Origin of the sequence: Pseudoxanthomonas koreensis, from assembly GCF_010093225.1 — a bacterium.
In the GTDB taxonomy this organism is placed as follows: Bacteria; Pseudomonadota; Gammaproteobacteria; order Xanthomonadales; family Xanthomonadaceae; genus Pseudoxanthomonas; species Pseudoxanthomonas koreensis.
In genome coordinates, this window is the sequence record NZ_PDWM01000008.1 from 53709 (window position 1) to 75592 (window position 21884).

Consider the following 21884-nt stretch of genomic DNA (forward strand, 5'->3'; position numbering starts at 1 on the left):
GGACAGATGCCCGCGCTCCTGAGCGAATCGCGCCGCATCCTCGATCCCGGCGAACGCGCCGCCGAGATCCTGTTCGGCGTGATCATGACCATGACCTTCACCGGCACGCTCAGCGTCGCCGATGCCGGGCGCGACGACGTGCACGCGATGTTCATCGGCGCGCTCGGCTGCAACATCGCCTGGGGGATCATCGACGGCATCATCTACCTGATGGGCTGCCGCGCCGAGCGCAGCGGCGAGCTGCGCATGTTCCGCGCGGTGCGCGACGCGCCCGCCCCGGAGCAGGGCCGTGCCGCGGTGGCCGAAGCGCTGCCGCCGCTGGTCGCCTCGCTGCTGCGCGAGGACGAGTTCGAATCGCTGCGGCAGCGCCTGGCGGCGGTACCCGAGCCGGCCCGGCACGACCGCTTGACCCGGCGCGACTGGCTGGGCGCGCTGGCGGTATGCCTGCTGGTGGTGTTCACCACCTTCCCGCTGGCGCTGCCGTTCCTGCTGCTGGACCACGTCGGCCCGGCGATGCGGGTCTCCAACGCGATCGCCCTGGCCATGCTGTTCCTGGCCGGGATGGTGTACGCGCGCAGCCCCGGCGGCCCGCCGCTGCGGGTCGGGCTGGGAATGGCCTCGCTGGGGCTGGTGCTGGCGGTGATGACCATCGCCCTGGGGGGCTGAGCCCAGCCGGTTCGCGCACGGCCCGGTCCTGGCTGTATGCCGGCTGGCCGGCAGCCCCGCCCCGGCGGCGCGCATGGCCCGCGGCCGCCGCGAATCTGTAGCATGATCGCGCCCCGCCGGCGCGCGCGCCGGCACGGCCCGCTTTTCCCGAACCATGCAGATGCCCGATCCATTGGACACTTCCGCTCCCGGCCGCCCCGATCCCGGCCGCTACGCCGCCTCCCTGCGCCTGTCCGTCGCCCCGATGATGGACTGGACCGACCGCGAGTGCCGCGTGTTCCACCGGCTGCTGGCGCCGCACGCGCGGCTGTACACCGAGATGGTCCACGCCAACGCGGTGGTGCTCGGCGACCGCGCGCGCCTGCTCGGCTTCGATCCGGTCGAACGCCCGCTGGCGCTGCAGCTGGGCGGCAGCGAGCCCGCCGTGCTCGCCCAGGCCGCGCGGATCGGCGCCGAGTGGGGCTACGACGAGATCAACCTCAACTGCGGCTGCCCGTCCGACCGGGTCCAGGCCGGCCGTTTCGGCGCCTGCCTGATGCGCGAGCCGGCGCTGGTGGCCGACTGCGTGGCGGCGATGGCCGCCGCGGCCACGGTCGGCGGCCGCCGCGTGCCGGTGACGGTGAAGTGCAGGCTGGGCGTGGACGACGAGCACGACTACGACCGCTTCCGCGGCTTCGTCGACGCGGTCGCCGCCGCCGGCTGCGGCGCCTTCGTCGTGCATTCGCGCAACGCCTGGCTGCAGGGCCTGTCGCCGAAGGAGAACCGCGAGGTGCCGCCGCTGCGCTACGAGTGGGCCTGGCGGCTCAAGCGCGAGCGCCCGGACCTGCTGGTGCTGGTCAACGGCGGCATCGCCACGCTGGAGCAGGCCCAGGCACAGCTGCAACACGCCGACGGGGTGATGCTCGGCCGCGCCGCCTACCACGACCCCTACGAACTGCACCGGCTGGACGTGGCGCTGTACGGCGGCGAGCTGCGCGAACGCGGCGCGCTGCTGCGCGCGCTGCGACCGTACGTGGAGCGCCGGCTCGCCGAAGGCGTCGCGCTCAAGCACATCACCCGCCATGTGCTCGGCCTGTTCCATGGCCGCCCCGGCGGGCGCGCGTTCCGGCAGGTGCTCAGCGAAGGCGCGCACCGCGATGGCACCGGCTGGGAGCTGGTGGAACGGGCGCTGGCGGCCACCGAAGCATCGCGCGCGGCGGCGTGATCACCCGCGACGCCAGCGCCTTCCTGGCCATGGCCCGCACCTGCGCGCCGGATTTCGGCCCGGCGACCGCACGCGCCGCCTTCCTGGTCGTGCCCGAGGGCTTCGCCCGCGCCGAGGAGTCGGCGCAGGACAACCGCTACATGGCCGCCGCCGACTGCTACCACTGCGAAGGCGCGCTGGCCGAGCACCGTGCGCTGCAGCGGGCGCTGTCGGCCGACCTGCCGGTATTCGCCTTCGCCGGCGATCCGGACACGCCCGATGCGGTCTACCCGAACAACGTCTTCGCCACCGCGCGCGCCGACGCGCGGCTGCAGCCGCAGGCGCCACCGCGGCTGGTGGTGGGGCGCATGCGCCACGCCGTGCGCCGGCGCGAGGCCGAACGCGCGGACATCCGCGGCTTCTTCCGCGCCCTGGGCGCCGAAGAGGTCGACCTGTCGCAGCAGCCCCATCCCTGCGAGCTGACCGGCTCGCTGGTGATCGACCGCGCCCGCGGCCTGGGCTACTGCGGCCTGTCCGAGCGTTGCGACGGGGAGGGCGCGCGGCTCATGCACGAGGCCTTCGGCCTGCGCGCCACGCTGCTGTTCGACCTGGCGCCGGGCGAATACCACGCCAACGTGGTCCTGGCGGTGCTCGCCGGGCGCGCGGTGCTGCTGAGCCCGTCCGGCTTCGCCGATCCGGCGGCGGCGGCGGCCATCGCCGCGTTGTACGCGCCGCACGCGGTGCTGCTGGGCCCAGGGCAGCAGGCGGCCTTCGCCGCCAACGCCATTGCGCTGGCGCCGGACCGGGTGTGGATGAGCGAAGCGGCGGCGGCCGCACTGGATCCGGAGCAGGTGCAGGCCCTGGCTGCGGCGGGCTTTGCGATCGGGCAGGTGCCGCTGGCGGCGATCGAGGCCGGCGGCGGTTCGCTGCGATGCTGCGTTGCGGAAGTGTTCTGAGCCGCCGGCAGACTGAACGGGGACCGCGCCGGATGTGGATAAGTTCAGACCGGATTCACCGCATCCTAACGAACATCCTCCCGCAGCCCGAGCACTGTGGTCCGCCCCCGTCCAGGAGGCGGGATTTGCCATTGCAGCCACTGTCCGTTAGAGAAGCGTGATGCCCCGTCTGTTTCCGCTTGCCATCGTCCTGCTGCCGCTCGCCCTGGGCGTGTCGGCGGCCGGTGCGCAGGAGCCGCCGCGCGGGCCGCCCGGACCGGCGCCGCAGGCCCGCGAGGGTGGCGCGCCGCCGTCGGCCGTGCGCATGGGTGCGCCGCGCGAGGCGCAGGAGAGCCAGCGGCGCCAGACCGGGCCCACGGCAGGCCAGCAGAACGCACGCTCGGTGTCCGACGCCATCCGCCGGGTCCAGCGTACGACCCGCGGCCAGATCCTCGGGGTCGAGCAGGTGCCATACGAAGGGCGCAGCATCACCCGGGTGAAGTACATGGACGACCGTGGCCGGGTCCGCTACATGGACGCGCCGCCGGAGGGCGGTACCCGCCGCGTGCCGCGACACGCCGATAACGGCGAACCGTAGACAATGGATCGCCGGCCCGGAGGCCGGCGCCGGGATTTGCAACTCGACAATCGCAACTCAGGGAGAGTGCATGCGTATCCTTCTGGTCGAAGACGAAGCGCCGCTGCGGGAAACGCTGGCCGCACGGCTCAAGCGCGAAGGTTTCGCGGTCGATGCCGCGCAGGATGGCGAGGAAGGCCTGTACATGGGCCGTGAGGTGCCATTCGACGTGGCCATCATCGACCTGGGCCTGCCGAAGATGTCGGGCATGGAGCTGGTCAAGGCCCTGCGCGACGAGGGCAAGAACTTCCCGGTGCTGATCCTCACCGCCCGTTCGAGCTGGCAGGACAAGGTCGAAGGCCTCAAGCAGGGCGCCGACGACTACCTGGTGAAACCCTTCCACGTCGAGGAACTGCTGGCCCGGCTCAACGCCCTGGTCCGCCGCGCCGCCGGCTGGAGCAAGCCGGTGCTCGAATGCGGCCCGGTGGCGCTGGACCTGGCTGCGCAGACGGTCAGCGTGTCCGGCAGCAACGTCGACCTCACCAGCTACGAGTACAAGGTGCTCGAGTACCTGATGATGCATGCCGGCGAACTGGTCTCGAAGGCCGATCTCACCGAGCACATCTACCAGCAGGACTTCGACCGCGACTCCAACGTGCTGGAGGTCTTCATCGGCCGCCTGCGCAAGAAGCTGGACCCGGACGGCGAGCTGAAGCCGATCGAGACCGTGCGCGGCCGCGGCTACCGTTTCGCCATCGCCCGCACCGACGGCTGACCGGGCGGCGGCTGGCGCGCGCGGGGACGCAGTGGAGCGCAAGGGACTCGGCGCGTTCAAGCCGTGGCGGCCGCGTTCGCTCAAGGCGCGGCAGCTCACTGCCGCCAGCGTGGGCCTGCTCGCGTTCCTGATGCTGGCCGGCATCGCCCTGGACCGCGCCTTCGCCGAGACCGCCGCGAACAACCTGCGCCAGCGGCTGAAGAGCTACGCCATGGCGTATGCCGACAACATCGATTTCGGCCGCGACGGTTCGCTGTACACGCCCGAACTGGGCCCGGACCCGCGCTTCCACCGGCCCGGCAGCGGCCTCTACGCCGAGGTGGTGATGCCCAACGGGCACTGGGCCTCGCTGTCGGCCGAAGGGCCGCTGCTGCCCGAAGTCGCCGGCCAGCTGGGGCCGCGCCAGGAGCGCTTCGATGGCCCGCTGGTGATGACCCAGATCGACGGTGGCCCGGGCGAGGTCTACCGCTACGGCATCGGCCTGGTCTGGGCCGAGCGCGGCCCGGACAGCGAATTCCCGTACACCATCTTCGTGATGGAGGACGCGCAGACGCTGGCCGCTCAGGTGCGCGTGTTCCGCGCCGCACTGTGGGTGTACCTGGGTGGCGCCGGGCTGATCCTGCTGTTGCTGCAGGTGGTGGTCCTCAACTGGAGCCTGCGCCCGCTGCAGCGGGTGATCGCCGAACTGGTCCGGGTGCAGCGCGGCCAGCTGCAGCGCATGAGCGAGCGCCACCCGCGCGAGCTCGAACCGCTGACCGGGAGCATCAACGCGCTGATCGACAGCGAACGCGAGCACCTGGAGCGCCAGCGCAACACCCTGGCCGACCTGGCGCACAGCCTGAAGACGCCGCTGGCGGTGCTGCGCACCCAGCTCGATTCGGGGGCCAGCGACGGCCAGCCGCGCGAGGAGGGCCTGCGCGCCGAGGTCGATGCCCAGCTCAAGCGCATGAACGACCTGGTCTCCTACCAGCTGGCGCGTGCCGCCTCCGGCGGCCACAAGCTGTTCTCGGCGCCGGTGCCGATCGAATCCACCGCCGAGGAGATCGTGCGCGGCCTGGAAAAGGTCTACGCCTCGCGCAACGTGCTGTGCGAGTTCGACATCGCCGCCGGCGTGCAGTTCTACGGCGAACCGGGCGACCTGCAGGAACTGCTCGGCAACCTGCTGGAAAACGCCTTCAAGTGGGCGCAGCACCGCGTGCTGTTCACCGCGCGGCCGGGGCCGGCCACGCCCAACCGCCGCGCCGGCCTGCTGCTGGCGGTGGACGACGACGGCCCCGGCATCCCGCCGGAGGGCGTGGCCAGGGTCCTGCAGCGCGGCGTGCGCGGCGACGAGCGCGTGCAGGGCCATGGCATCGGCCTGTCGATCGTGCAGGACCTGGTCCGCGACTACCGCGGCGAACTGCAGGTGATGCGCTCGCCCGAACTGGGCGGCGCCCGCTTCGAAGTCACCCTCCCGCCGGGCCTCTGAACCCCCACCGCATCCCGTGGCGCTCTCTGTAGGAGCCCACTTCAGGGGGCGACCCGACATGCCCTGCCCACCGCCGTGTTCAACGCGACCGCTCCGGAGCGTGCGCGTCGAGCGGCGCGCCTCAGACCACATCGGGTCGCCCCCTGAAGTGGGCTCCTACACCGGGGGATGGAAGGGCGACGGGCCGTAGAAGCGCGCCAGGTGCGCGGCCACCTCGGGCATCTCCTGCTCCAGCAGCCACGGCGCGGAGAAGTGGTATTCGGTCGCCACGGCGAAGAATTCCTCCGGCGCCTCGGCGGCGTACGGATCGATCGCGGTCTCCCCGCCGGCATCCACCCGCGTGCAGAACGCATCGTAGGCGCGCTGGAAATCGCGCGCCCATCCGCGCTGCCAGCGCGACGGCAGCGGCGGGGTGCCGTCGAGCTCGCCGTCGAGCGCGTCGAGCTTGTGCGCCATCTCGTGCACGGCCACGCAGTAGCCGGCGTCCGGTTCGGCGATATCGGCCTGCACGTCGGCCCAGGACAGGATCAGCGGGCCGTGGTCCCAGGCCTCGCCGATCAGTTCGTCGTCCCATTCGTGCAGCACGCCGGCTGCGTCCACGTGGCTGCGCCGCACCCGGAACGCATCCGGGTACACCAGCAGCTGCGACCAGCCACGCAGGCCGGCCTCGCCGAACTCGAGCAGCGGCAGGCAGCACAGCGCGGCCAGCAGCACGCGCTGGTCGTCGGCCAGTTGCAGGCCGCCGAGCGGAGTCACGGTTTTCTCGTGCAGGAAGCGCGCGGCCAGGGCGCGCAGGCGTTCGCGCCGCGCAGGCTCGAGCGCGGCCGCCCACGGCAGTTGCGCGCAGGCGGCCTGCCACGGTGCGTCGTCGAGGGTCGGGGCGCGCGGCCGCAGCCAGCGCGACAGCGTCTTGATCAGCGGAACATGCCCGGCAGGAAACTGTGCCAGCGGTTGCCGCGCCCGCGCGGCAGCACCGCGTCGGCTTCGCCGCCGCCGCTGCCACCGGCGGCCGGCTTCGGCGCGGTGGTCCGTGCCGCCGACGGCGTGGCCGGGCGGGCCTGCGGTGCGTCGGCTTCGCCCGCGTTGGCGGTGGCCACCGGACGCGCGTACACGCATGCGGCCTTCTTCGGCGCGTCGTCCTCCGGGCCAGCCCAGCACAGAGAGGAGACGGCAAGCAGCAGGAGCGGGGTCAGGCGGCGCATCGGCGGGTTCGTCGACCTGGGCGAAGTCCCGACTATAGCGCGGCCGGCGGGTATCGGCATGTGGCTGGGCCGGGGTCGCGGAACGGGGCGATAATCCGCGCTTCAGGGACGCACGGCGGGGATTCCGGCTTGGACGATCGCGAACTGCTGCTCCGGCTGGGCGCCGGCGCGGTGTCCGGCGATGCGCTCGCGCGCACGGCCGGGGTCACCCGCGCCGCGGTCTGGAAGCGGGTCCAGGCGCTGCGCGAGGCCGGGGTGGAGATCGAGGCCCAGGCCGGCCAGGGCTACGTCCTGCGCCGGGCGCCCGACCTGCTCGACGCGGCTGCGCTGCGGGCTGCGCTGCCGGCCGCGGTCGCCGCTGACGTGGAGGCGCTGGAAGTGGCCTGGACCCTGGATTCGACCAACAGCGAGCTGCTGCGGCGCCCGCCGCCGGCCGGCAGCGCCGTGCTCCTGGCCGAACGCCAGACCGCCGGCCGCGGCCGGATGGGGCGGGCCTGGACTTCGCCGCTGGGCGCGCAGGTGAGCCTGTCGGTGCGCCGCGGCTTCGACGGCGGCCTGGCGCGCCTGGGCGGGCTCAGCCTGGTGGCCGGCGTGGCGGTGGCCGAGGCGCTGCGTGCGCTGGGCTTCGGCCAGGTCGGGTTGAAATGGCCCAACGACCTGGTCGCCGGCGACCGCAAGCTTGCCGGTCTGCTGGTGGAGGGCGGCGGCGAACACGCCGGGCCGGTGCATGCGGTGGTGGGCCTGGGCCTCAACGTGCGCCTGCCCACGGCGGCCGCGGCCGCCATCGACCAGCCCTGGATCGACCTGGCGCAGCTGGCCGGCGCAGCCGCGCTGCCGCCGCGCAATGCCATCGCCGCCGCGGTCCTGGCCCACCTGTTGCCGGCGCTGGACGCATTCGACCGCGAAGGCCTGGCGCCGTTCCTGCCGCGCTACGCGGTACTGGATGCCCTGGCCGGCCGGCCGCTGCGGGTCCTGTCCGGCGCGGCAGTGATCGAAGGCGAGGCGGCCGGGCTGGCCAGCGATGGCGGCCTGCGCGTGGCCACCGCCAGCGGCGAACGGATCTTCCACGCAGGAGAAGTGAGCGTGAGGGCACGATGAGCGACTGGCTGTTCGACCTGGGCAATTCGCGCTTCAAGGCCGCGCCGCGCCTGACCGCCAGCGCGGTCGGCGAAGTCCTCGCCTGGCCGCATGGCGCCGACGCGCTGGCCGGCGGTGACGCCAGCCACGGCGCCCTTCCGCGCGGCCGGCGCGCCTGGGGGGCCAGCGTGGCCGCACCGGCGCTGACCACGCAGATGCTGGGCCTGCTGCGCGGGCGCTTCGATCAGGTGCAGCTGGTGCAGACGCAGGCCGAATGCGCAGGCGTGCGCCTGGCCTACCGGCAGGCGGACAGGCTCGGCGTCGACCGGTTCCTGGCGCTGCTGGCGGCGCGCAGGCTCACGCAGGCCAGTACTGGAGACGTGCTCGTGGCCGGTGTCGGCACCGCCCTGACCATCGACCTGCTCGACGCCTCCGGCCTGCACCATGGCGGCCGCATCGCGCCCTCGCCGGCGCTGATGCGCCAGGCGCTGCACCAGCGCGCCGCGCAGCTGCCCGCCGCGGGTGGCCGCTACGCCGAGTTCGCCGGCGACACCGAAGATGCGCTCGCTTCCGGCTGCGACGGCGCGGCGGCGGCGCTGGTCGAGCGTTCGCTGCGACAGGCCGCGCTGCGCCTGGGCCGCGAGCCGGAACTGCTGCTGCACGGCGGGGGTGCCGAGGCGCTGCTGCCGCTGCTGCCGGCGGCGACGCTGCGCCCGGCGCTGGTGCTGGAAGGACTGGCGGTGTGGGCGGCGCAGGCCGAAGACGCCGACGACGAACGCCCCGGCCCGGCCGACCCGCTCGGCTAGAATCGCCGCCCATGTTCGCCCGCGCGCTGATCGTCATCCTCGTCGCCCTCAACCTGGGCGTGGCCGCCTGGTGGCTGCTGCGGCCCGAGCCGCCGCAGGCGCCGCCGCCGGTCTCCGACCAGGGCGGCGGCGAACTGCGGCTGCTGCCGATGCCGACGCCGGAAGCGCCGGCGGCCGCGGCAGCCGTCGCCGCGGCCGGACCCGCTGCCGGCGAGGCCCCTGGCGATGACGCCAATGGTGCCGAGGCGACGATGCGGACCCCGCTGCTTCGCCCGCCACGGCTGCGGCCAACTGCCTGCGCCTGGGGCCGTTCGCCGACCGCGATGCCGCACAGGTGGCGCAGGCCGGACTGGGCGCGCTGCTGCAGGCCACGATCCAGGAAGAAGCGGTCGGCGCGACCGGCTACCGCGTGCTGCTGCCGCCGCATCCGGACCGCGAGCAGGCGCAGGCCACCGCCGACCGCATCGCCGCCGCCGGCTTCCAGGACTTCCTGGTCCTGCGCCAGGGCGCCGAAGCCAACGCCATCGCCTTGGGCAGCTACCGCAGTCGCGACACCGCCGAACGCCGCGCCACCGCTCTGCGTGCGGCCGGCTTCCCGGCCGAGGTCCGCGCGCAGGGCGGCAGCGGCACCTCGCGCTGGTGGCTCGACGGCGCCACCACCGACGCCGCCGCCGTGCGCTCGGCCTTCCCGGCCGCGCAGGACCGCGACTGCGCGCCGCGATAGAATCGGCCGGGCATCGCCGCTTTAGCTCAGCTGGTAGAGCAACCGCCTTGTAAGCGGTAGGTCATCCGTTCGAATCGGATAAGCGGCACCAGTTCCCGCCCGCGCCGTGTGCCTGACGTGCACGCGCAGCCGCCAGTCGAGCGTCGCCGGATCCCGCGGGTCTTCGGCCGGATGGCGTGACGGGTTCGCGGTCCGAATCGATGGCCCGGCCGCCGTCGCTTTCAGAGGTAGTTCGCCACCAGCTCCATCTGCCCAGCCGGGTTCTCGACCTCGATGGAGGTGGGGATCAGGCGCAGGCCAGCGCGCGAGTCGGCGATGACCCGGGCGATCTGCAGGGCCTGGTCGCGCTCGAGGAACCAGAACGAGGGGCGGCCGTTGTCGATCAGCCGCCATCCGCCATGTGATCCGACTACCTGCAGGATGGAAGCAGTGTTCATGCCTGCACTCCCGTGCATTCTCCAGGCGCCGCCCTGGCGGAAGGAGGTCCCCGGCCCGGCATCCAGCCGGTGGCCTTGTCCTTAGCAGAGCGGTATCCATTTCCCATGCATGCCCTCTGCCGGGGCCCGTCCAGATTGCCGACCGGATCACGCTTCGGGCAGTCGGGGAATGCCGGGAAGTGGGGTAGGAAAATTCCTAATCCGGGCCCGCCACCGTATGGCGGTGTGCGCCGGATACACTGGCCGCCAATACTTCCGTGCGAAACCTTCCCATGGCTCGAAGCTACCTGCCCGTCTCCCTCATCGGCGTCCCCACCGACATCGGCGCCGGCCACCGTGGTTCGTCGCTGGGCCCGGAGGCCCTGCGCATCGCCGGCCTGGCCGAGGCGCTGACCGGGCGCGGCGTGGACGTGCGCGACTGCGGCAACCTGGCCGGGCCTGCCAATCCCTGGCAGTCGCCGGTGGACGGGTACCGGCACCTGGAACAGGTGGTGGCCTGGAACAGCGCGCTGATGGAGGCCAGCCTGCGCGAACTGCGCGACGGCCGCATGCCGGTGATGCTCGGCGGCGACCATTGCCTGGCGGTCGGCTCGATCAGCGCGGTGGCGCGCCACTGCCGCGAGACCGGGCGCAAGCTGCGCGTGCTCTGGCTGGACGCGCATTCGGACTTCAACACCCGCGCGATCACGCCCTCGGGCAACGTGCACGGCATGCCGGTCGCGTGCCTGTGCGGCCTCGGCCCCGACGCGCTGACCCGGCTGGGTGGCGGCGATGCGCCGGCGCTGCAGCCCGACCAGATCCGCCAGATCGGCATCCGCTCGGTGGATCCGGATGAGAAGCGGCTGGTGCGGCAGCACGGGCTGGACATCTACGACATGCGCTACATCGACGAGGTCGGGATGAAGCGGGTGATGGTGGAGGCGCTGGACGGGGTGGATGCCGACACCCACCTGCACGTCAGCTTCGACGTGGACTTCCTCGATCCCGGCATCGCCCCGGGCGTCGGCACCGTCGTCCCCGGCGGCCCCAACTACCGCGAGGCGCAGCTGGTGATGGAGATGATCGCCGACACAGGCAGGATGGGGTCGCTGGACATCGTCGAACTCAATCCGGTGCTGGACAACCACAATGCGACCGGGCAGCTGGCGGTGGACCTGGTGGAGAGCCTGTTCGGCAAGTCGACCCTGATGCGCGACTGAATTCCCGAGGGCGCGCATTCACGCCCGTCGCACGGGGCCGCGGCCAGATTGGCCGCCAAGCCCGGCGGCATCGCCGCCACCGCGCCGCGCGGCGGCGAGCGCTAGCGCTCTCAGCGTCGCCACGTGCAGCACGGCGGATCAGCCACGAAGCCGCCGGGGAATGCCTGCGGCGCATCGTTCCATGCGGGGCGCGGATACGGCGGCGGGTCGATGGCGATGCCGCGTGACTGCAGCGCATACCAGGTGTCATACCGCACCTGGGTCAGCTGCGCCGGGCGAGACTGGCGTTCGAACGTGGTCGCGTATGCCCGCGAGGCCTCGATGCTGCCATGGCCGGTGCCCAGGCCGGGCGCAGCGGCGGACTCCTGGCGGGCGCTCGCGTCGGCGGTGGCGGCTGCACGCGGCGCCGGCTTCATTCCCTCCGTGCGTTGCACTTCGCCCGCACGCGGCGCGGTGGCGGCGATGCCGACCGGCGGTGCGGCGCGCGCTTCGCGGAACCCGGCCACGCCGATCCCGCCGATGTTGTCAGGGCGCCCGGTGCGTGCGGCATAACTCGCCGCCGGGTCGACGAACACGAACCGCGCCACGCTGCCCAGCGACTTGCGCCAGCCGTCGACGTCGAGCGTCTGCCACGGGCCGAGCACGTAGCCGGCCTGGCGCGGATCGGCGGTCTGGCCGCTGACGGCGTTGATCCCGTCCACCGACAGCACCACCAGCACGCGCCCCGGGCTGCGGTTGCGCAGGCGTACCGCGTAGTGCCGCCCCGGTTCGCCGGGCAGCCACTGCTCGCCGTGGTGGCGGTACTGCGGCAGGACTTCGCCGCTGTCGCGGTCGACCACGTGCAGTTCGACCAGGGGCGCGGACGGGCGCAGCAGGCCCGCGGCCAGCGTGGGAAAGCAGGCCAGGGCAAGCAACAGGGCCAGTGGCAGGCCCAGTGACAGTCGCGGGATCGTGCGCTTCATCGTCTCGTTCCGGTGGGGGCTCGACAGGGTGAACGTCCGGCCGCGTCCGCCGGGGTTGGCGCCGGCGCGCGCGGGCGGCGCGGTAGAATCGCCCGGTCCCCCCGCTGCATCTGCCATGACCGTCAGAGTCCTTACCGGCATCACCACCACCGGCACCCCGCACCTGGGCAACTACGCCGGTGCGATCCGCCCCGCCATCGCCGCCAGCCGCGCGCCGGGCGTGGAGAGCTTCTTCTTCCTCGCCGACTACCACGCCCTGATCAAGGCCGACGACCCACAGCGCATCGCCCGCTCGCGGCTGGAGATCGCCGCGACCTGGCTGGCCTGCGGGCTGGATCCGCAGAAGGTGACCTTCTACCGGCAGTCGGACATCGTCGAGATCCCGCAGCTGACCTGGCTGCTGACCTGCGTCACCGCCAAGGGCCTGCTCAACCGCGCCCATGCCTACAAGGCGGCGGTGGACAGGAACACAGACACCGGCGAGGACCCGGACTTCGCCGTCACCGCCGGCCTGTACATGTACCCGGTGCTGATGGCTGCCGACATCCTCGCCTTCGGCGCGCACAAGGTGCCGGTGGGCCGCGACCAGATCCAGCACATCGAGATGGCGCGCGACATCGGCCAGCGTTTCAACCACCTCTACGGCGACGCCTGGCGTGCCGCGACCGGCCTGGACGGCGAGCCATTGGTGCTGCCGGAGGTGCAGATCGACGAGAACGTGGCCACGCTGCCGGGCCTGGACGGCCGCAAGATGTCCAAGAGCTACGACAACACCATCCCGCTGTTCGCGCCGCCGGCGGAGCTGAAGAAGCTGGTGATGTCCGTCCGCACCGATTCGCGCGTGCCCGGCGAGGCCAAGGACACCGAAGGGTCGGCGCTGTTCCAGCTGTACCAGGCGTTCGCCACGCCGGCGCAGACCGAAGAGATGCGCCACGCCTTCGCCGACGGCATCGGCTGGGGCGATGCCAAGCAGCGCCTGTTCGCGATCATCGACGAGGCGGTGGCGCCGATGCGCGAGCAGTACGCGCAGCTGGTGGCCAGGCCGGCGCAGCTGGAGGAGATCCTGCAGGAAGGCGCGCGCAAGGCGCGCGACGTCACCGTGCCCCTGCTCGACGGGCTGCAGCGTGCGGTTGGCCTGGGGCGGTTCATGGCGCCGCAGGCGGCCGTCGCCAAGACCCGCGGCACTGCGGCGAAGCTGCCGCAGATCAAGCAGTACCGCGAAGCCGATGGCCGTTTCCACTTCAAGCTGGTCGACGGCGAAGGCCGCCTGCTGCTGCAGGGCGACGGCCACGCATCGCCGCGCGACGCCGGCCAGGTGATCGCACGGCTGCGGCGCGAGGGGCTGGACGCGCTGCACGAGATGGAGGCGCGCGCGGTCGGCCTGCTCGGCGAGAGGATCGGCACGCTGGGCGAGGGACTGGCGGGCGTGGACGGGATCCTGGACGCGTTGCGGCAGCTGGCGGCGGTGGAGGACTGATGGCCTGGTTGTCGCTGATCCTGTTCCTGCCGTGGTTCGCGCTGCTGGGCGCGCTGTACTGGTTCTATCCGCGCACGCCGCGGCCGCTGGCCCGGCGCGCGTTCGACACGGCCACGCTGTTGCTGTCGCTGGTGCTGAGCATCCTGGGCATGCACTGGGGCTACCGGATGGGCGTGGCCGACAGCGGCAGCGGGCCGATCTGGCGCCAGGTGCTGGCGGTGCTGTACGCCTACGGTGCGTTCCTGGCGGTGCTGGCGCTGGCGGTGCCGCTGCGCATGCGCCTGCTCGAGCGCTGGCGTGCCCGCTGACGCGCTCTTGTAGGAGCCCACTTCAGGGGGCGACCCGACGCGCCCTGATCACCACTGCGTTCAACGCGACCGCTCCGGTGGTTGTGCGTTGAACGGTGCGCCTTGGACCTGGTCGGGTCGCCCCCTGAAGTGGGCTCCTACAGGGGACGGGCGGGGGCCGTTTGCCGCGCATTCGACCAAAGCCGGATCGCTCATGCGCAAGGGCCTGACTAGGATGGCCGGGTGAAGCTGGAGACGCACGACAGGGAAGGGCGGGTCATGCCGGAACAGGGCATCCACACCATCGACACCGGGTATGTGCGTCCGCGTTTCGACGCGGCCTACCTGGTGGTGGAGCAGGGCCGCGGTGCCTTCATCGATTGCGGCACCAACCACACCGTGCCGGCGCTGCTGTCGGCGCTGGATGCGGCCGGCCTGGCGCCCGCCGACGTGGACTGGCTGGTCCTCACCCACGTCCACCTCGACCATGCCGGCGGCGCCGGCACCCTGATGCGGCAACTGCCCAATGCGCGCCTGGTCGCGCATCCGCGCGCGGCGCCGCACATGGTCGATCCGGCGCGGCTGGTCGCCGGGGCCACCGCGGTCTACGGCGAGGAAGAGTTCGCGCGCCACTACGGCGAACTGGTGCCGGTGCCGGCCGCGCGCGTGGTGGTGGCCGAAGACGGCCACGTCGTGGACCTGGCCGGGCGCGCGCTGCGCTGCATCGACACGCCCGGGCATGCGCGCCACCACCTGTGCGTTTGGGACGCGCGCAGCCGCAGCTGGTTCACCGGCGACACTTTCGGCCTGTCCTACCGCGAACTGGACAGCGAGCACGGCGCCTTCATCCTGCCGACCTCCTCGCCGGTGCAGTTCGAGCCGGAGGCGATGCAGGCTTCGATCGCGCGGATGATGGCCGAGTCGCCGCAGGCGATGTACCTGACCCACTTCGGCCGCGTGACCGACGTGGCGCGGCTGGCCGCCGAGCTGCACGAACAGGTCGATGCGATGGTCTCGCTGGCGCAGGCCTGCGATGGCGGGCCCGATCGCCACCGCGCGCTGGTCGCGGCGCTTTCCGGTTATTACCTCGAGCGCGCGCAGGCGCACGGCTGCGCGGTGGACGACGCGGCGGTGCTGCGGCTGCTGGAGATGGACATCGAACTCAACGCGCAGGGGCTGGAGATCTGGCTCGACCGCAGCCGACGGTAGTGGCGGTTCGAGGCTCCTCTGACCTACTGCGGCTGCGCCATGTCGTCCAGCAGCGCCTTGAGGAAGCGCGCGGCCTCGCCGCCGGTGGCGGCGCGGTGGTCGAAGGTCAGCGAGATCGGCAGGCGGCGGTGCACCTCGATGCCGCCGATCACCGCGACCACGTCGTGGCTGAGCTTGCCGGCACCGACGATGGCCACGCACGGCGGCACCACCACCGGGGTGGCGTAGCGGCCGGCGAACATGCCGAAGTTGGACAGCGAGATGGTGTAGCCGGACAGCTCGCTCGCCGGGAGCGAGCGTTCTTCGACCTGCGCGCGCAGGCGGTTGATGCCTTCGCGGATGCCGCGCGCGTCGAGCATGTCGGCGTTGCGCAGCGCGGGCACGAACAGGCCATCGTCGGTATCCACCGCGATGCCCACGTCCACGTGCGGATGGCGGGTGACCGCCAGCGCGTCGCCGTCGAACCAGGCGTTGAGCGCCGGCACCGCCTTGCACGCGGCGACGATCGCGCGGACCAGGCGCGAGGTGATGTCCTGCCTGCCGATCCAGGCGTGCAGGTCGGCGTCGTCGACCAGGGTGGTCGGCACCACCTTGCTGTGCGCATCCGCCATCACCCGCGCCATGTTGCGGCGCACGCCCTTGAGCTGTTCGGGCTGGCCACTGGCGGCGACCGTTTCCGTGCCCGGCGGGCGGGTGCGCATCGGCTTGCCGGCGGCGGACACCGGCGTGCGCTGCGCAGCCGGTTGCGGGGCGGCTGCCGCTGCGGCGACCGCTTGCCGCGCGGCCTGCGCCGTACCCGCTCCCCCGGTCCCTCCCGCAAGGGCGGAGGAGAGCAGGGCCGAGGGATTGGCAGCAGCGTTCTTCACGTCGGCCTGGGTGACGGTGCCGTCGGCGCCGGTGGCGCGCACGCGGGCCAGGTCCACGCCCAGCTTCCTGGCCAGCGCGCGCACGGCCGGCATCGCCTTGACCCCGCCGACCGAGATCGCCTGCTCGCTGCGCACCGCATCGGAACTCTGCATCGCGCCGACCACGGTGCCGGCGTCGCCGCCGCGCGCGTCGGACGGGGCCGGCTGCACCGGCAGTTCGCCGCCGTCGTCGCTGGCCACCGCTTTCGCCGGCGCCGCGTGGCCGCCGCCGTGGTGGTGGCCGGTGTCCTGGCCCTCGGCACGCTGCGGCAGCGACGCATCGGGTTCGAACACGGCCAGCATCGCGCCGGTGACGACGATGTCGCCGGCGCCGCCGGCCAGCCGCACCACCTTGCCGGATACCGGCGAGGGCACTTCGACCACGGCCTTGGCCGTCTCCATCGACACCAGCGGTTCGTCCAGGCGCACGGTGTCGCCTTCCTTGACGAACCACTCGACGATGGTCGCGTCGGGTAGGCCTTCGCCCAGGTCGGGAAGGTGGAAGGTCTTGGTGTCGTTCATCGGGATCTCTCGAATGTCGTCTGGTCGTCGGCCCGGCGTTGCCGCGGGGCCGGTGTCTTGTCTTGCACCCCCGCGCGCGGCGCAGGGGCGGGGAAAGGGTGATCTTGCTTCCCGCGGTCGCGGAACGCGAGGACCCGGGCAAGCACATCCGCCCGGCCTCCCTTCCGCCGCGGTGGAAGGGAGGAGCTGGCGGGATCAGCCCTGCGCCACCGCGCGCTTCGCCGCGGCCACGATCCGCTCCACGCTCGGCAGGTACTTCATTTCCAGGCGGAACAGCGGGATGTGCGTGTCCCAGCCGGTGACGCGCTCGACCGGCGCGACCAGGTCGTACATCGACGACTCGGCCAGGCGCGCGGCGATCTCGGCGCCGAAGCCGGCGGTGCGCGGGGCTTCCTGCACGATCACGCAGCGGCCGGTGCGCGAGACCGACTCGGCGATGGTGTCGAAGTCCAGCGGGCGCAGGGTGGCCACGTCGATCACCTCGGCGCTGATGCCGTCCTTCGCCAGCGCGTCGGCCGCTTCCAGCGCTTCCTTCACCTGCGCGCCCCAGGCGACCAGGGTGACATCGGTGCCGTCGCGCAGGACGAAGCACACGTCCAGCGGCAGCGCCTCGCCGTCGTCGGCCACCAGCTCCTTGTACTGCCGGTAGATCCGCTTGGGCTCCATGTAGATCACCGGGTCCGGATCGCGGATCGCGGCCAGCAGCAGGCCGTAGGCGCGCTGCGGCGAGGACGGCATGACCACGCGCAGGCCCGGCACGTTGGTGAAGATCGCCTCGTTGGCCTCGCTGTGGTGTTCCGGCGCGCGGATCCCGCCGCCCCACGGCACGCGCAGCACCATCGGGCAGTGCAGGCGGCCGCGGGTGCGGTTGCGCAGGCGCGCAGCGTGGCAGATGAGGTGGTCGACCATCGGGTAGACGAAGCCGTCGAACTGGGCCTCGGCCACCGGCTTCATGCCCTGCGCGGCCAGGCCGATCGACAGGCCGGCGATGGTGGTCTCGTCCAGCGGCGTGTCGAGCACGCGCTGCGCGCCGAACTTCTGCTGCAGGCCGGCGGTGGCGCGGAACACGCCGCCGTTCACGCCCACGTCCTCGCCCAGCACCAGTACGGTGGGATCGTGCTGCAGTTCCCAGGCCAGCGCCTGGGTGATGGCTTCGATCAGGGTGATCGGGGCGGCAACGGGCGTGGCGGTCATCGGCTGTCCTCCACGGACGGGAGTGCGCGCGGCATCGATGTGGCCGGCCTCGGTGGCGCCGGCGTGGGAGTCGCGGGTCTGGCGGATGTCATCCATGGCGCTGCTCCATGGCAATGGCGGCCGCGCGCTGGGCCAGCAGCTCCGGCGGCGGATCGGCGTACAGGTAGTCGAACATCGCCTCCACCGGCTGCACCGCGGTGGCAAGGTAGGCATCGACCTCGATCGCCACCAGGCGCTCGCATTCTTCCTTCCAGGCCGCTTCCTCGGCCTCGCTCCACGCGCCCTGCGCGGTGAGCCAGGTGCGCAGGCGCAGCAGCGGCTCCTCCTTCCAGGCGGCCTTGACCTCGGCGTCGTCGCGGTAGCGGCGGGCGTCGTCGGCGGTGGTGTGGTCGGACAGGCGGTAGGTCATGAACTCGATCACGCTGCCGCCTTCGCCCTTGCGCGCGCGCTCGGTGGCGATGCGCATGGCCTCCAGCACCGCGACCAGGTCGTTGCCGTCCACCTGCAGGCAGAACAGTCCGCCGGCGATGCCCTTCTGGGCCAGGGTCTGGGCACCGGTCTGCGCCGAGCGCGGCACCGAGATCGCCCAGCCGTTGTTGACCACGCCCAGCACCAGCGGCAGCTTGTAGGCGCCGGCCGAGTTCAGCGCGGCGTAGAAGTCGGTCTTGGAGGTGCCGCCGTCGCCGCAGGTGGCCACCGCCACGTTCGGCTCGCCGCGCAGCTGGAACGCCAGCGCCGCGCCGGCCGCGTGCAGGCACTGGGTCGAGATCGGCACGCAGAACGGGAAGTCGTGGCGCGCGGCGCCCTGCTGGAAGTCGTTGCCGCGCTCGTCGCCGCCCCAGTACAGCAGCACCTCGCGCGGGCGCACGCCGCGCATGAACAGCACGCCGTACTCGCGGTAGCTGGGCGCATACACGTCGCCCTCAGCCATCGCCGCGCCGATGCCGACGTGGGTGGCCTCGTGGCCCAGGCACGGCGCGTAGGTGCCGAGCTTGCCGGTGCGCTGCAGGGCGATCGCCTTGGTGTCGAAGGTGCGCACGTACAGCATCTGCTTGAACAGCGGCAGCAACGCGGCGGGGTCGCGCAGGGCGGGCGGGAACTCGCGGACCGGCTGGCCGTCCGCGCCGAGGTATTGCAGGTAGTCGATCTGGAAGCTTGCTGCTTGGGTCATGGCATGGCACCAGCCGCGGGGCTGGAAAACGTACTGGAAAGTTGCACATGGTACGGAATACCTGCTCAAAACCCTCCGTGCAGCGCAACATCGCTTGTATTCCGCGGACTTGCGGCGGCCGCCCCGGGGGCGCACCTGGCGCCGCGCGGGAGGCCCGGGACGCCGCCGGCCCCGGCTGCGTTACCCTTCCCGGCCCACCTGCGCCGTGCCACCAGCCCCGATGACCCTCGACAAGAACCAGCGTCCGCTCGAACCGGGCATCCACACCGACCTGCAGGGGCGGATGACCTACGCCGGCTACCTGCACCTGGACCGCCTGCTGTCGGCGCAGGCGCCGCTGTCCGACCCGCCGCACCACGACGAGATGCTGTTCATCGTCCAGCACCAGGTCTCGGAGCTGTGGCTGAAGCTGCTGATGCACGAACTGCAGGCCGCGCGAGAGTTCCTCAAGGACGACCAGGTCTGGCAGTGCCGCAAGGTGCTGGCGCGCAGCAAGCAGGTGCTGCGCCAGCTGACCGAGCAGTGGTCGGTGCTGGAGACGCTGACCCCGTCCGAATACATGGGCTTCCGCCACCTGCTCGGGCCTTCGTCGGGTTTCCAGTCGCTGCAGTACCGGGCGGTGGAGTTCCTGCTGGGCAACAAGAACGCCGGCATGGTGCGGGTGTTCGCCCACGACCCGGACGGCCAGGCGGCGCTGCGCGGCGAGCTCGAGCTGCCCAGCCTGTACGAGGAGTTCCTGCGCTACCTGGCCCGTTTCGGCCACGCCATCCCGGCGCAGTACCTGGAGGACGGCCGCGACTGGAGCGCCGCGCACGTGTCCGACCCGGCGCTGCGGCCGGTGTTCGAGCGGATCTACGAGGACACCGACCGCTACTGGCGCGAGTACTCGCTGTGCGAGGACCTGGTCGACCTGGAAACCCAGTTCCAGCTGTGGCGCTTCCGGCACATGCGCACGGTGATGCGGATCATCGGCTTCAAGCGCGGCACCGGCGGTTCCAGCGGGGTGGGATTCCTCAAGGAGGCCTTGGAACTGACCTTCTTCCCGGAGCTGTTCGAGGTGCGGACCAGCATCGGGCCCGGGTGAGGCAGGGCGCGGCAGGACCCGCGCCGTGGCGCCCGCCGGGCGCACAAACCTTTGACAGGGAAGGAAAAACAGCGGGTTCGCGGGCGCTCCCGCCGACCCCGTCGCATTGACGCGCGCCGTCGCCGTCGGTGATTCTCGGCCCACTCCGGGGGCCCTGAAGCGCCATCGGCCCGTCCCGAAACCCATTGAAGAAGCAAAGGAAGTCCATGAGCGCCGACGTCGTCGAGCCCAAGGCCGCGGTCCCGCCGCAGCCGCCCGCGCCACCCGAGTTCCCGCAGGTCCTCGGCCATCCGCGTCCGCTGTGGATGCTGTTCATGACCGAGTTCTGGGAGCGGTTCGCCTTCTACGGCATGCGCTGGGCGCTGGCCCTGTACATCGTCGCCCAGTTCTACGGCGGCGACAGCGCCGGCGAGGCGTCGGCCAGCCGGCTGTATGGCGCCTACCTGGCGCTGGTGTATGCGGCGGCGCTGTTCGGCGGTTACGTCGCCGACCGCATCATCGGCTACCAGCGGTCGATCCTGTTGGGCGCCGTGGTGATGGCGGTCGGCTTGTTCATGATCGCCGTGCCGAACGAACAGATATTCAAGTTCGGCCTGGCCACGATCATCGCCGGCAACGGCCTGTTCAAGCCGAACATCTCGACCATGGTCGGCAAGCTGTACACGGCGGGCGACGAGCGCCGCGATTCGGGCTTCACCCTGTTCTACATGGGCATCAACCTCGGGGCGATGATTGCACCATTGCTGACCGGTTGGCTTGCCGAACGCATGTTCGGCGGTTCGCCCGAGATGCCGGCGTACAAGGCCGTGTTTATCGCCTCCGGCGTCGGCATGGTGATCAGCCTGGTGTGGTTCTGGTTCGGTCGCCGCCAGCTGGGCGGTATCGGTCGTCCCCTGGAGGGAGCAGCGAGTCCCCAGCGCGTGCTGTGGGTGACCTTGGCCACCTTGGCGGCGATCCCGGTGATCTACTACCTGCTGGGAGGTGGCTTCGCTGAGCTGGTGGCCAAGCTGCTGTTGAACGTTGGGGTGATTGATCCGGTGCTCGTCAATGGCGTGCTGGACTACGAAAAGACCCTGTCGGCCGCGACGGTGCTGGCCTGGATCCTGGGCGGACTGTTCCTGGCCTTGTGCGTGCTGATCCTGGTCGAAGGCTTCCGCGATGGTGCGGTCCGGCGCGACATGGCCATCGCCATGCTGATCATCTTCGTGTTCAACGTGCTGTTCTGGTGCTTCTTCGAACAGGCCGGCAGCTCGTTCAACTTCCTTGCGCAGAACATCGTCAACCGCGACTTCAGTGGCTGGATCTTCCCGGTCGGCTGGTTCCAGTCGGTGAATTCGGTGGCGATCATCGCCTTGGCGCCGGTGCTGGCCTGGCTCTGGGTCAGGCTCAGCAAGATTGAGCCCAACCTGGGCGCCATGCGCCTGGTTCGCTTGGTTGTGGGCGTGGTTTCGACCCTGTTCGCGATCCTGGCGATGCACCGCCTGAGCGGTCTGGGCGTGCTGCCGGGCTGGGCTTTCTTCGCGATCTCCGCGCTCATCCTGGTCCTGGGCGCGTGGGCGACGCGGATCGATTTCGGCAACGCCGCCGGCACGCTCAACCCGTCGATCCCGCGCAAGTTCGGCTTCGGCATCATCTTCAACGGCCTCGCCTTCCTGTTGCTGATGTTCGCCCTGTCCAGCCTGGTCGATCCGCAGACCCTCAAGATCCCGTTCTGGACCCTGTTCATGGTCTACGTGATCCAGTCGGTCGGCGAGCTGTGCCTGTCGCCGATTGGCCTGTCGATGGTGACCAAGCTGGCGCCGGTGCGCCTGGTCGGCTTCGGCATGGGCGGCTGGTTCCTGTCGACCGCCATTGGCAACAACCTGTCGGGCATCTTTGCCAGCCACATCAGCGGCGAAACCGGCATGACCGTGGAATCGGCCTTCACCGGCTACACGCTCGGGTTCTGGATCCTGATGGGCAGCGGCGTGCTGCTGTTCCTGATCGCACCGCTGATCCAGAAGCTGATGCACGGGGTGAAGTAA

The 21884-nt window shown here is 71.7% G+C and carries 22 protein-coding genes and 1 tRNA gene; 16 read left to right on the forward strand and 7 right to left on the reverse strand.

Annotated features, from left to right (window positions below):
• Positions 1-6 precede the first annotated feature (6 nt).
• From CSC64_RS04160 to CSC64_RS04185, 6 genes are all read left to right on the forward strand, one after another.
• Entirely contained in the window at positions 7-666 is a 660-nt protein-coding gene (locus tag CSC64_RS04160; RefSeq protein WP_162434066.1) for a VIT1/CCC1 transporter family protein, read from the forward strand.
• A gap of 160 nt (positions 667-826) precedes the next feature.
• A complete protein-coding gene (gene dusA / locus CSC64_RS04165; RefSeq protein ID WP_162434067.1) occupies positions 827-1870 on the forward strand; it encodes a tRNA dihydrouridine(20/20a) synthase DusA in 1044 nt (347 codons plus the stop codon).
• The gene (locus CSC64_RS04170; RefSeq protein ID WP_238389752.1) at positions 1867-2805 is read left to right on the forward strand and encodes an arginine deiminase-related protein; all 939 of its coding nucleotides are present in this window, start codon (positions 1867-1869) and stop codon (positions 2803-2805) included. Before dusA ends, CSC64_RS04170 begins: the two co-directional genes overlap by 4 nt.
• A gap of 160 nt (positions 2806-2965) precedes the next feature.
• Complete coding sequence (locus CSC64_RS04175) at positions 2966-3382, forward strand: hypothetical protein (protein WP_425501667.1); 417 nt, start codon at positions 2966-2968, stop codon at positions 3380-3382.
• Positions 3383-3452: 70 nt separating this feature from the next.
• Positions 3453-4136, forward strand: a complete 684-nt coding sequence (locus CSC64_RS04180) for a response regulator transcription factor (protein WP_162408490.1) — start codon at positions 3453-3455, stop codon at positions 4134-4136.
• A gap of 31 nt (positions 4137-4167) precedes the next feature.
• The gene (locus CSC64_RS04185; RefSeq protein WP_162434068.1) at positions 4168-5604 is read left to right on the forward strand and encodes an ATP-binding protein; all 1437 of its coding nucleotides are present in this window, start codon (positions 4168-4170) and stop codon (positions 5602-5604) included.
• A 156-nt stretch (positions 5605-5760) separates the two neighbouring features.
• Here the strand turns inward: CSC64_RS04185 and CSC64_RS04190 are convergent, their stop codons facing one another.
• Both CSC64_RS04190 and CSC64_RS04195 read right to left on the reverse strand, forming a co-directional pair.
• On the reverse strand, positions 5761-6552 hold the full coding sequence (locus tag CSC64_RS04190) for a M90 family metallopeptidase (RefSeq protein ID WP_162434099.1): 792 nt from the start codon (positions 6550-6552) through the stop codon (positions 5761-5763).
• A complete protein-coding gene (locus tag CSC64_RS04195; RefSeq protein ID WP_162434069.1) occupies positions 6519-6806 on the reverse strand; it encodes a hypothetical protein in 288 nt (95 codons plus the stop codon). Before CSC64_RS04195 ends, CSC64_RS04190 begins: the two co-directional genes overlap by 34 nt.
• Positions 6807-6935: 129 nt before the next feature.
• On the opposite strand from CSC64_RS04195, the gene birA reads away from it, so the two are divergent.
• The 4 genes from birA (at position 6936) to CSC64_RS04215 (ending at position 9504) form a co-directional block, all read left to right on the forward strand.
• Positions 6936-7904, forward strand: a complete 969-nt coding sequence (gene birA, locus CSC64_RS04200; RefSeq protein WP_162434070.1) for a bifunctional biotin--[acetyl-CoA-carboxylase] ligase/biotin operon repressor BirA — start codon at positions 6936-6938, stop codon at positions 7902-7904.
• Positions 7901-8689: a type III pantothenate kinase gene (locus CSC64_RS04205; RefSeq protein ID WP_162434071.1), complete on the forward strand. Its 789-nt coding sequence runs from the start codon at positions 7901-7903 to the stop codon at positions 8687-8689. Before birA ends, CSC64_RS04205 begins: the two co-directional genes overlap by 4 nt.
• Positions 8690-9023: 334 nt before the next feature.
• Positions 9024-9413, forward strand: coding sequence for an SPOR domain-containing protein (locus CSC64_RS04210; protein ID WP_162434072.1), 390 nt, complete (start codon positions 9024-9026; stop codon positions 9411-9413).
• A 15-nt stretch (positions 9414-9428) separates the two neighbouring features.
• Positions 9429-9504: transfer RNA gene (locus tag CSC64_RS04215), tRNA-Thr, on the forward strand.
• Between the two features lie 130 nt (positions 9505-9634).
• Here CSC64_RS04215 and CSC64_RS04220 read toward each other — a convergent pair.
• The gene (locus CSC64_RS04220; RefSeq protein ID WP_162434073.1) at positions 9635-9850 is read right to left on the reverse strand and encodes a hypothetical protein; all 216 of its coding nucleotides are present in this window, start codon (positions 9848-9850) and stop codon (positions 9635-9637) included.
• A 272-nt stretch (positions 9851-10122) separates the two neighbouring features.
• On the opposite strand from CSC64_RS04220, the gene rocF reads away from it, so the two are divergent.
• Entirely contained in the window at positions 10123-11049 is a 927-nt protein-coding gene (rocF, locus tag CSC64_RS04225) for an arginase (protein WP_162434074.1), read from the forward strand.
• A 110-nt stretch (positions 11050-11159) separates the two neighbouring features.
• Here rocF and CSC64_RS04230 read toward each other — a convergent pair whose 3' ends face one another.
• A complete protein-coding gene (locus CSC64_RS04230) occupies positions 11160-12011 on the reverse strand; it encodes a hypothetical protein (protein WP_162434075.1) in 852 nt (283 codons plus the stop codon).
• A 115-nt stretch (positions 12012-12126) separates the two neighbouring features.
• Between CSC64_RS04230 and CSC64_RS04235 the strand changes: the two genes are divergently transcribed.
• The 3 genes from CSC64_RS04235 (at position 12127) to CSC64_RS04245 (ending at position 14984) form a co-directional block, all read left to right on the forward strand.
• Complete coding sequence (locus CSC64_RS04235) at positions 12127-13488, forward strand: tryptophan--tRNA ligase (RefSeq protein WP_162434076.1); 1362 nt, start codon at positions 12127-12129, stop codon at positions 13486-13488.
• Positions 13488-13796 (forward strand): hypothetical protein, encoded by a 309-nt coding sequence (locus tag CSC64_RS04240; RefSeq protein ID WP_162434077.1) that lies wholly within the window; start codon positions 13488-13490, stop codon positions 13794-13796. The genes CSC64_RS04235 and CSC64_RS04240 overlap by 1 nt, the downstream gene beginning before the upstream one ends.
• Before the next feature lie 258 nt (positions 13797-14054).
• Positions 14055-14984, forward strand: a complete 930-nt coding sequence (locus CSC64_RS04245; RefSeq protein WP_162434100.1) for an MBL fold metallo-hydrolase — start codon at positions 14055-14057, stop codon at positions 14982-14984.
• Positions 14985-15007: 23 nt separating this feature from the next.
• On the opposite strand, the gene CSC64_RS04250 is transcribed toward CSC64_RS04245, so the two are convergent.
• The 3 genes from CSC64_RS04250 to pdhA form a co-directional block, all read right to left on the reverse strand.
• Positions 15008-16411 carry a dihydrolipoamide acetyltransferase family protein gene (locus CSC64_RS04250; protein WP_162434078.1) on the reverse strand — a complete coding sequence of 468 codons (1404 nt, stop codon included), beginning with the start codon at positions 16409-16411 and terminating at the stop codon, positions 15008-15010.
• A 195-nt stretch (positions 16412-16606) separates the two neighbouring features.
• Positions 16607-17605, reverse strand: coding sequence for an alpha-ketoacid dehydrogenase subunit beta (locus CSC64_RS04255; protein ID WP_162434101.1), 999 nt, complete (start codon positions 17603-17605; stop codon positions 16607-16609).
• Between the two features lie 88 nt (positions 17606-17693).
• Complete coding sequence (gene pdhA, locus CSC64_RS04260) at positions 17694-18776, reverse strand: pyruvate dehydrogenase (acetyl-transferring) E1 component subunit alpha (RefSeq protein ID WP_162434079.1); 1083 nt, start codon at positions 18774-18776, stop codon at positions 17694-17696.
• Between the two features lie 220 nt (positions 18777-18996).
• Between pdhA and CSC64_RS04265 the strand changes: the two genes are divergently transcribed.
• Positions 18997-19860 (forward strand): tryptophan 2,3-dioxygenase, encoded by an 864-nt coding sequence (locus CSC64_RS04265; RefSeq protein ID WP_162434080.1) that lies wholly within the window; start codon positions 18997-18999, stop codon positions 19858-19860.
• 206 nt (positions 19861-20066) lie between these two features.
• The gene (locus CSC64_RS13930) at positions 20067-21884 is read left to right on the forward strand and encodes a peptide MFS transporter (protein WP_238389753.1); all 1818 of its coding nucleotides are present in this window, start codon (positions 20067-20069) and stop codon (positions 21882-21884) included.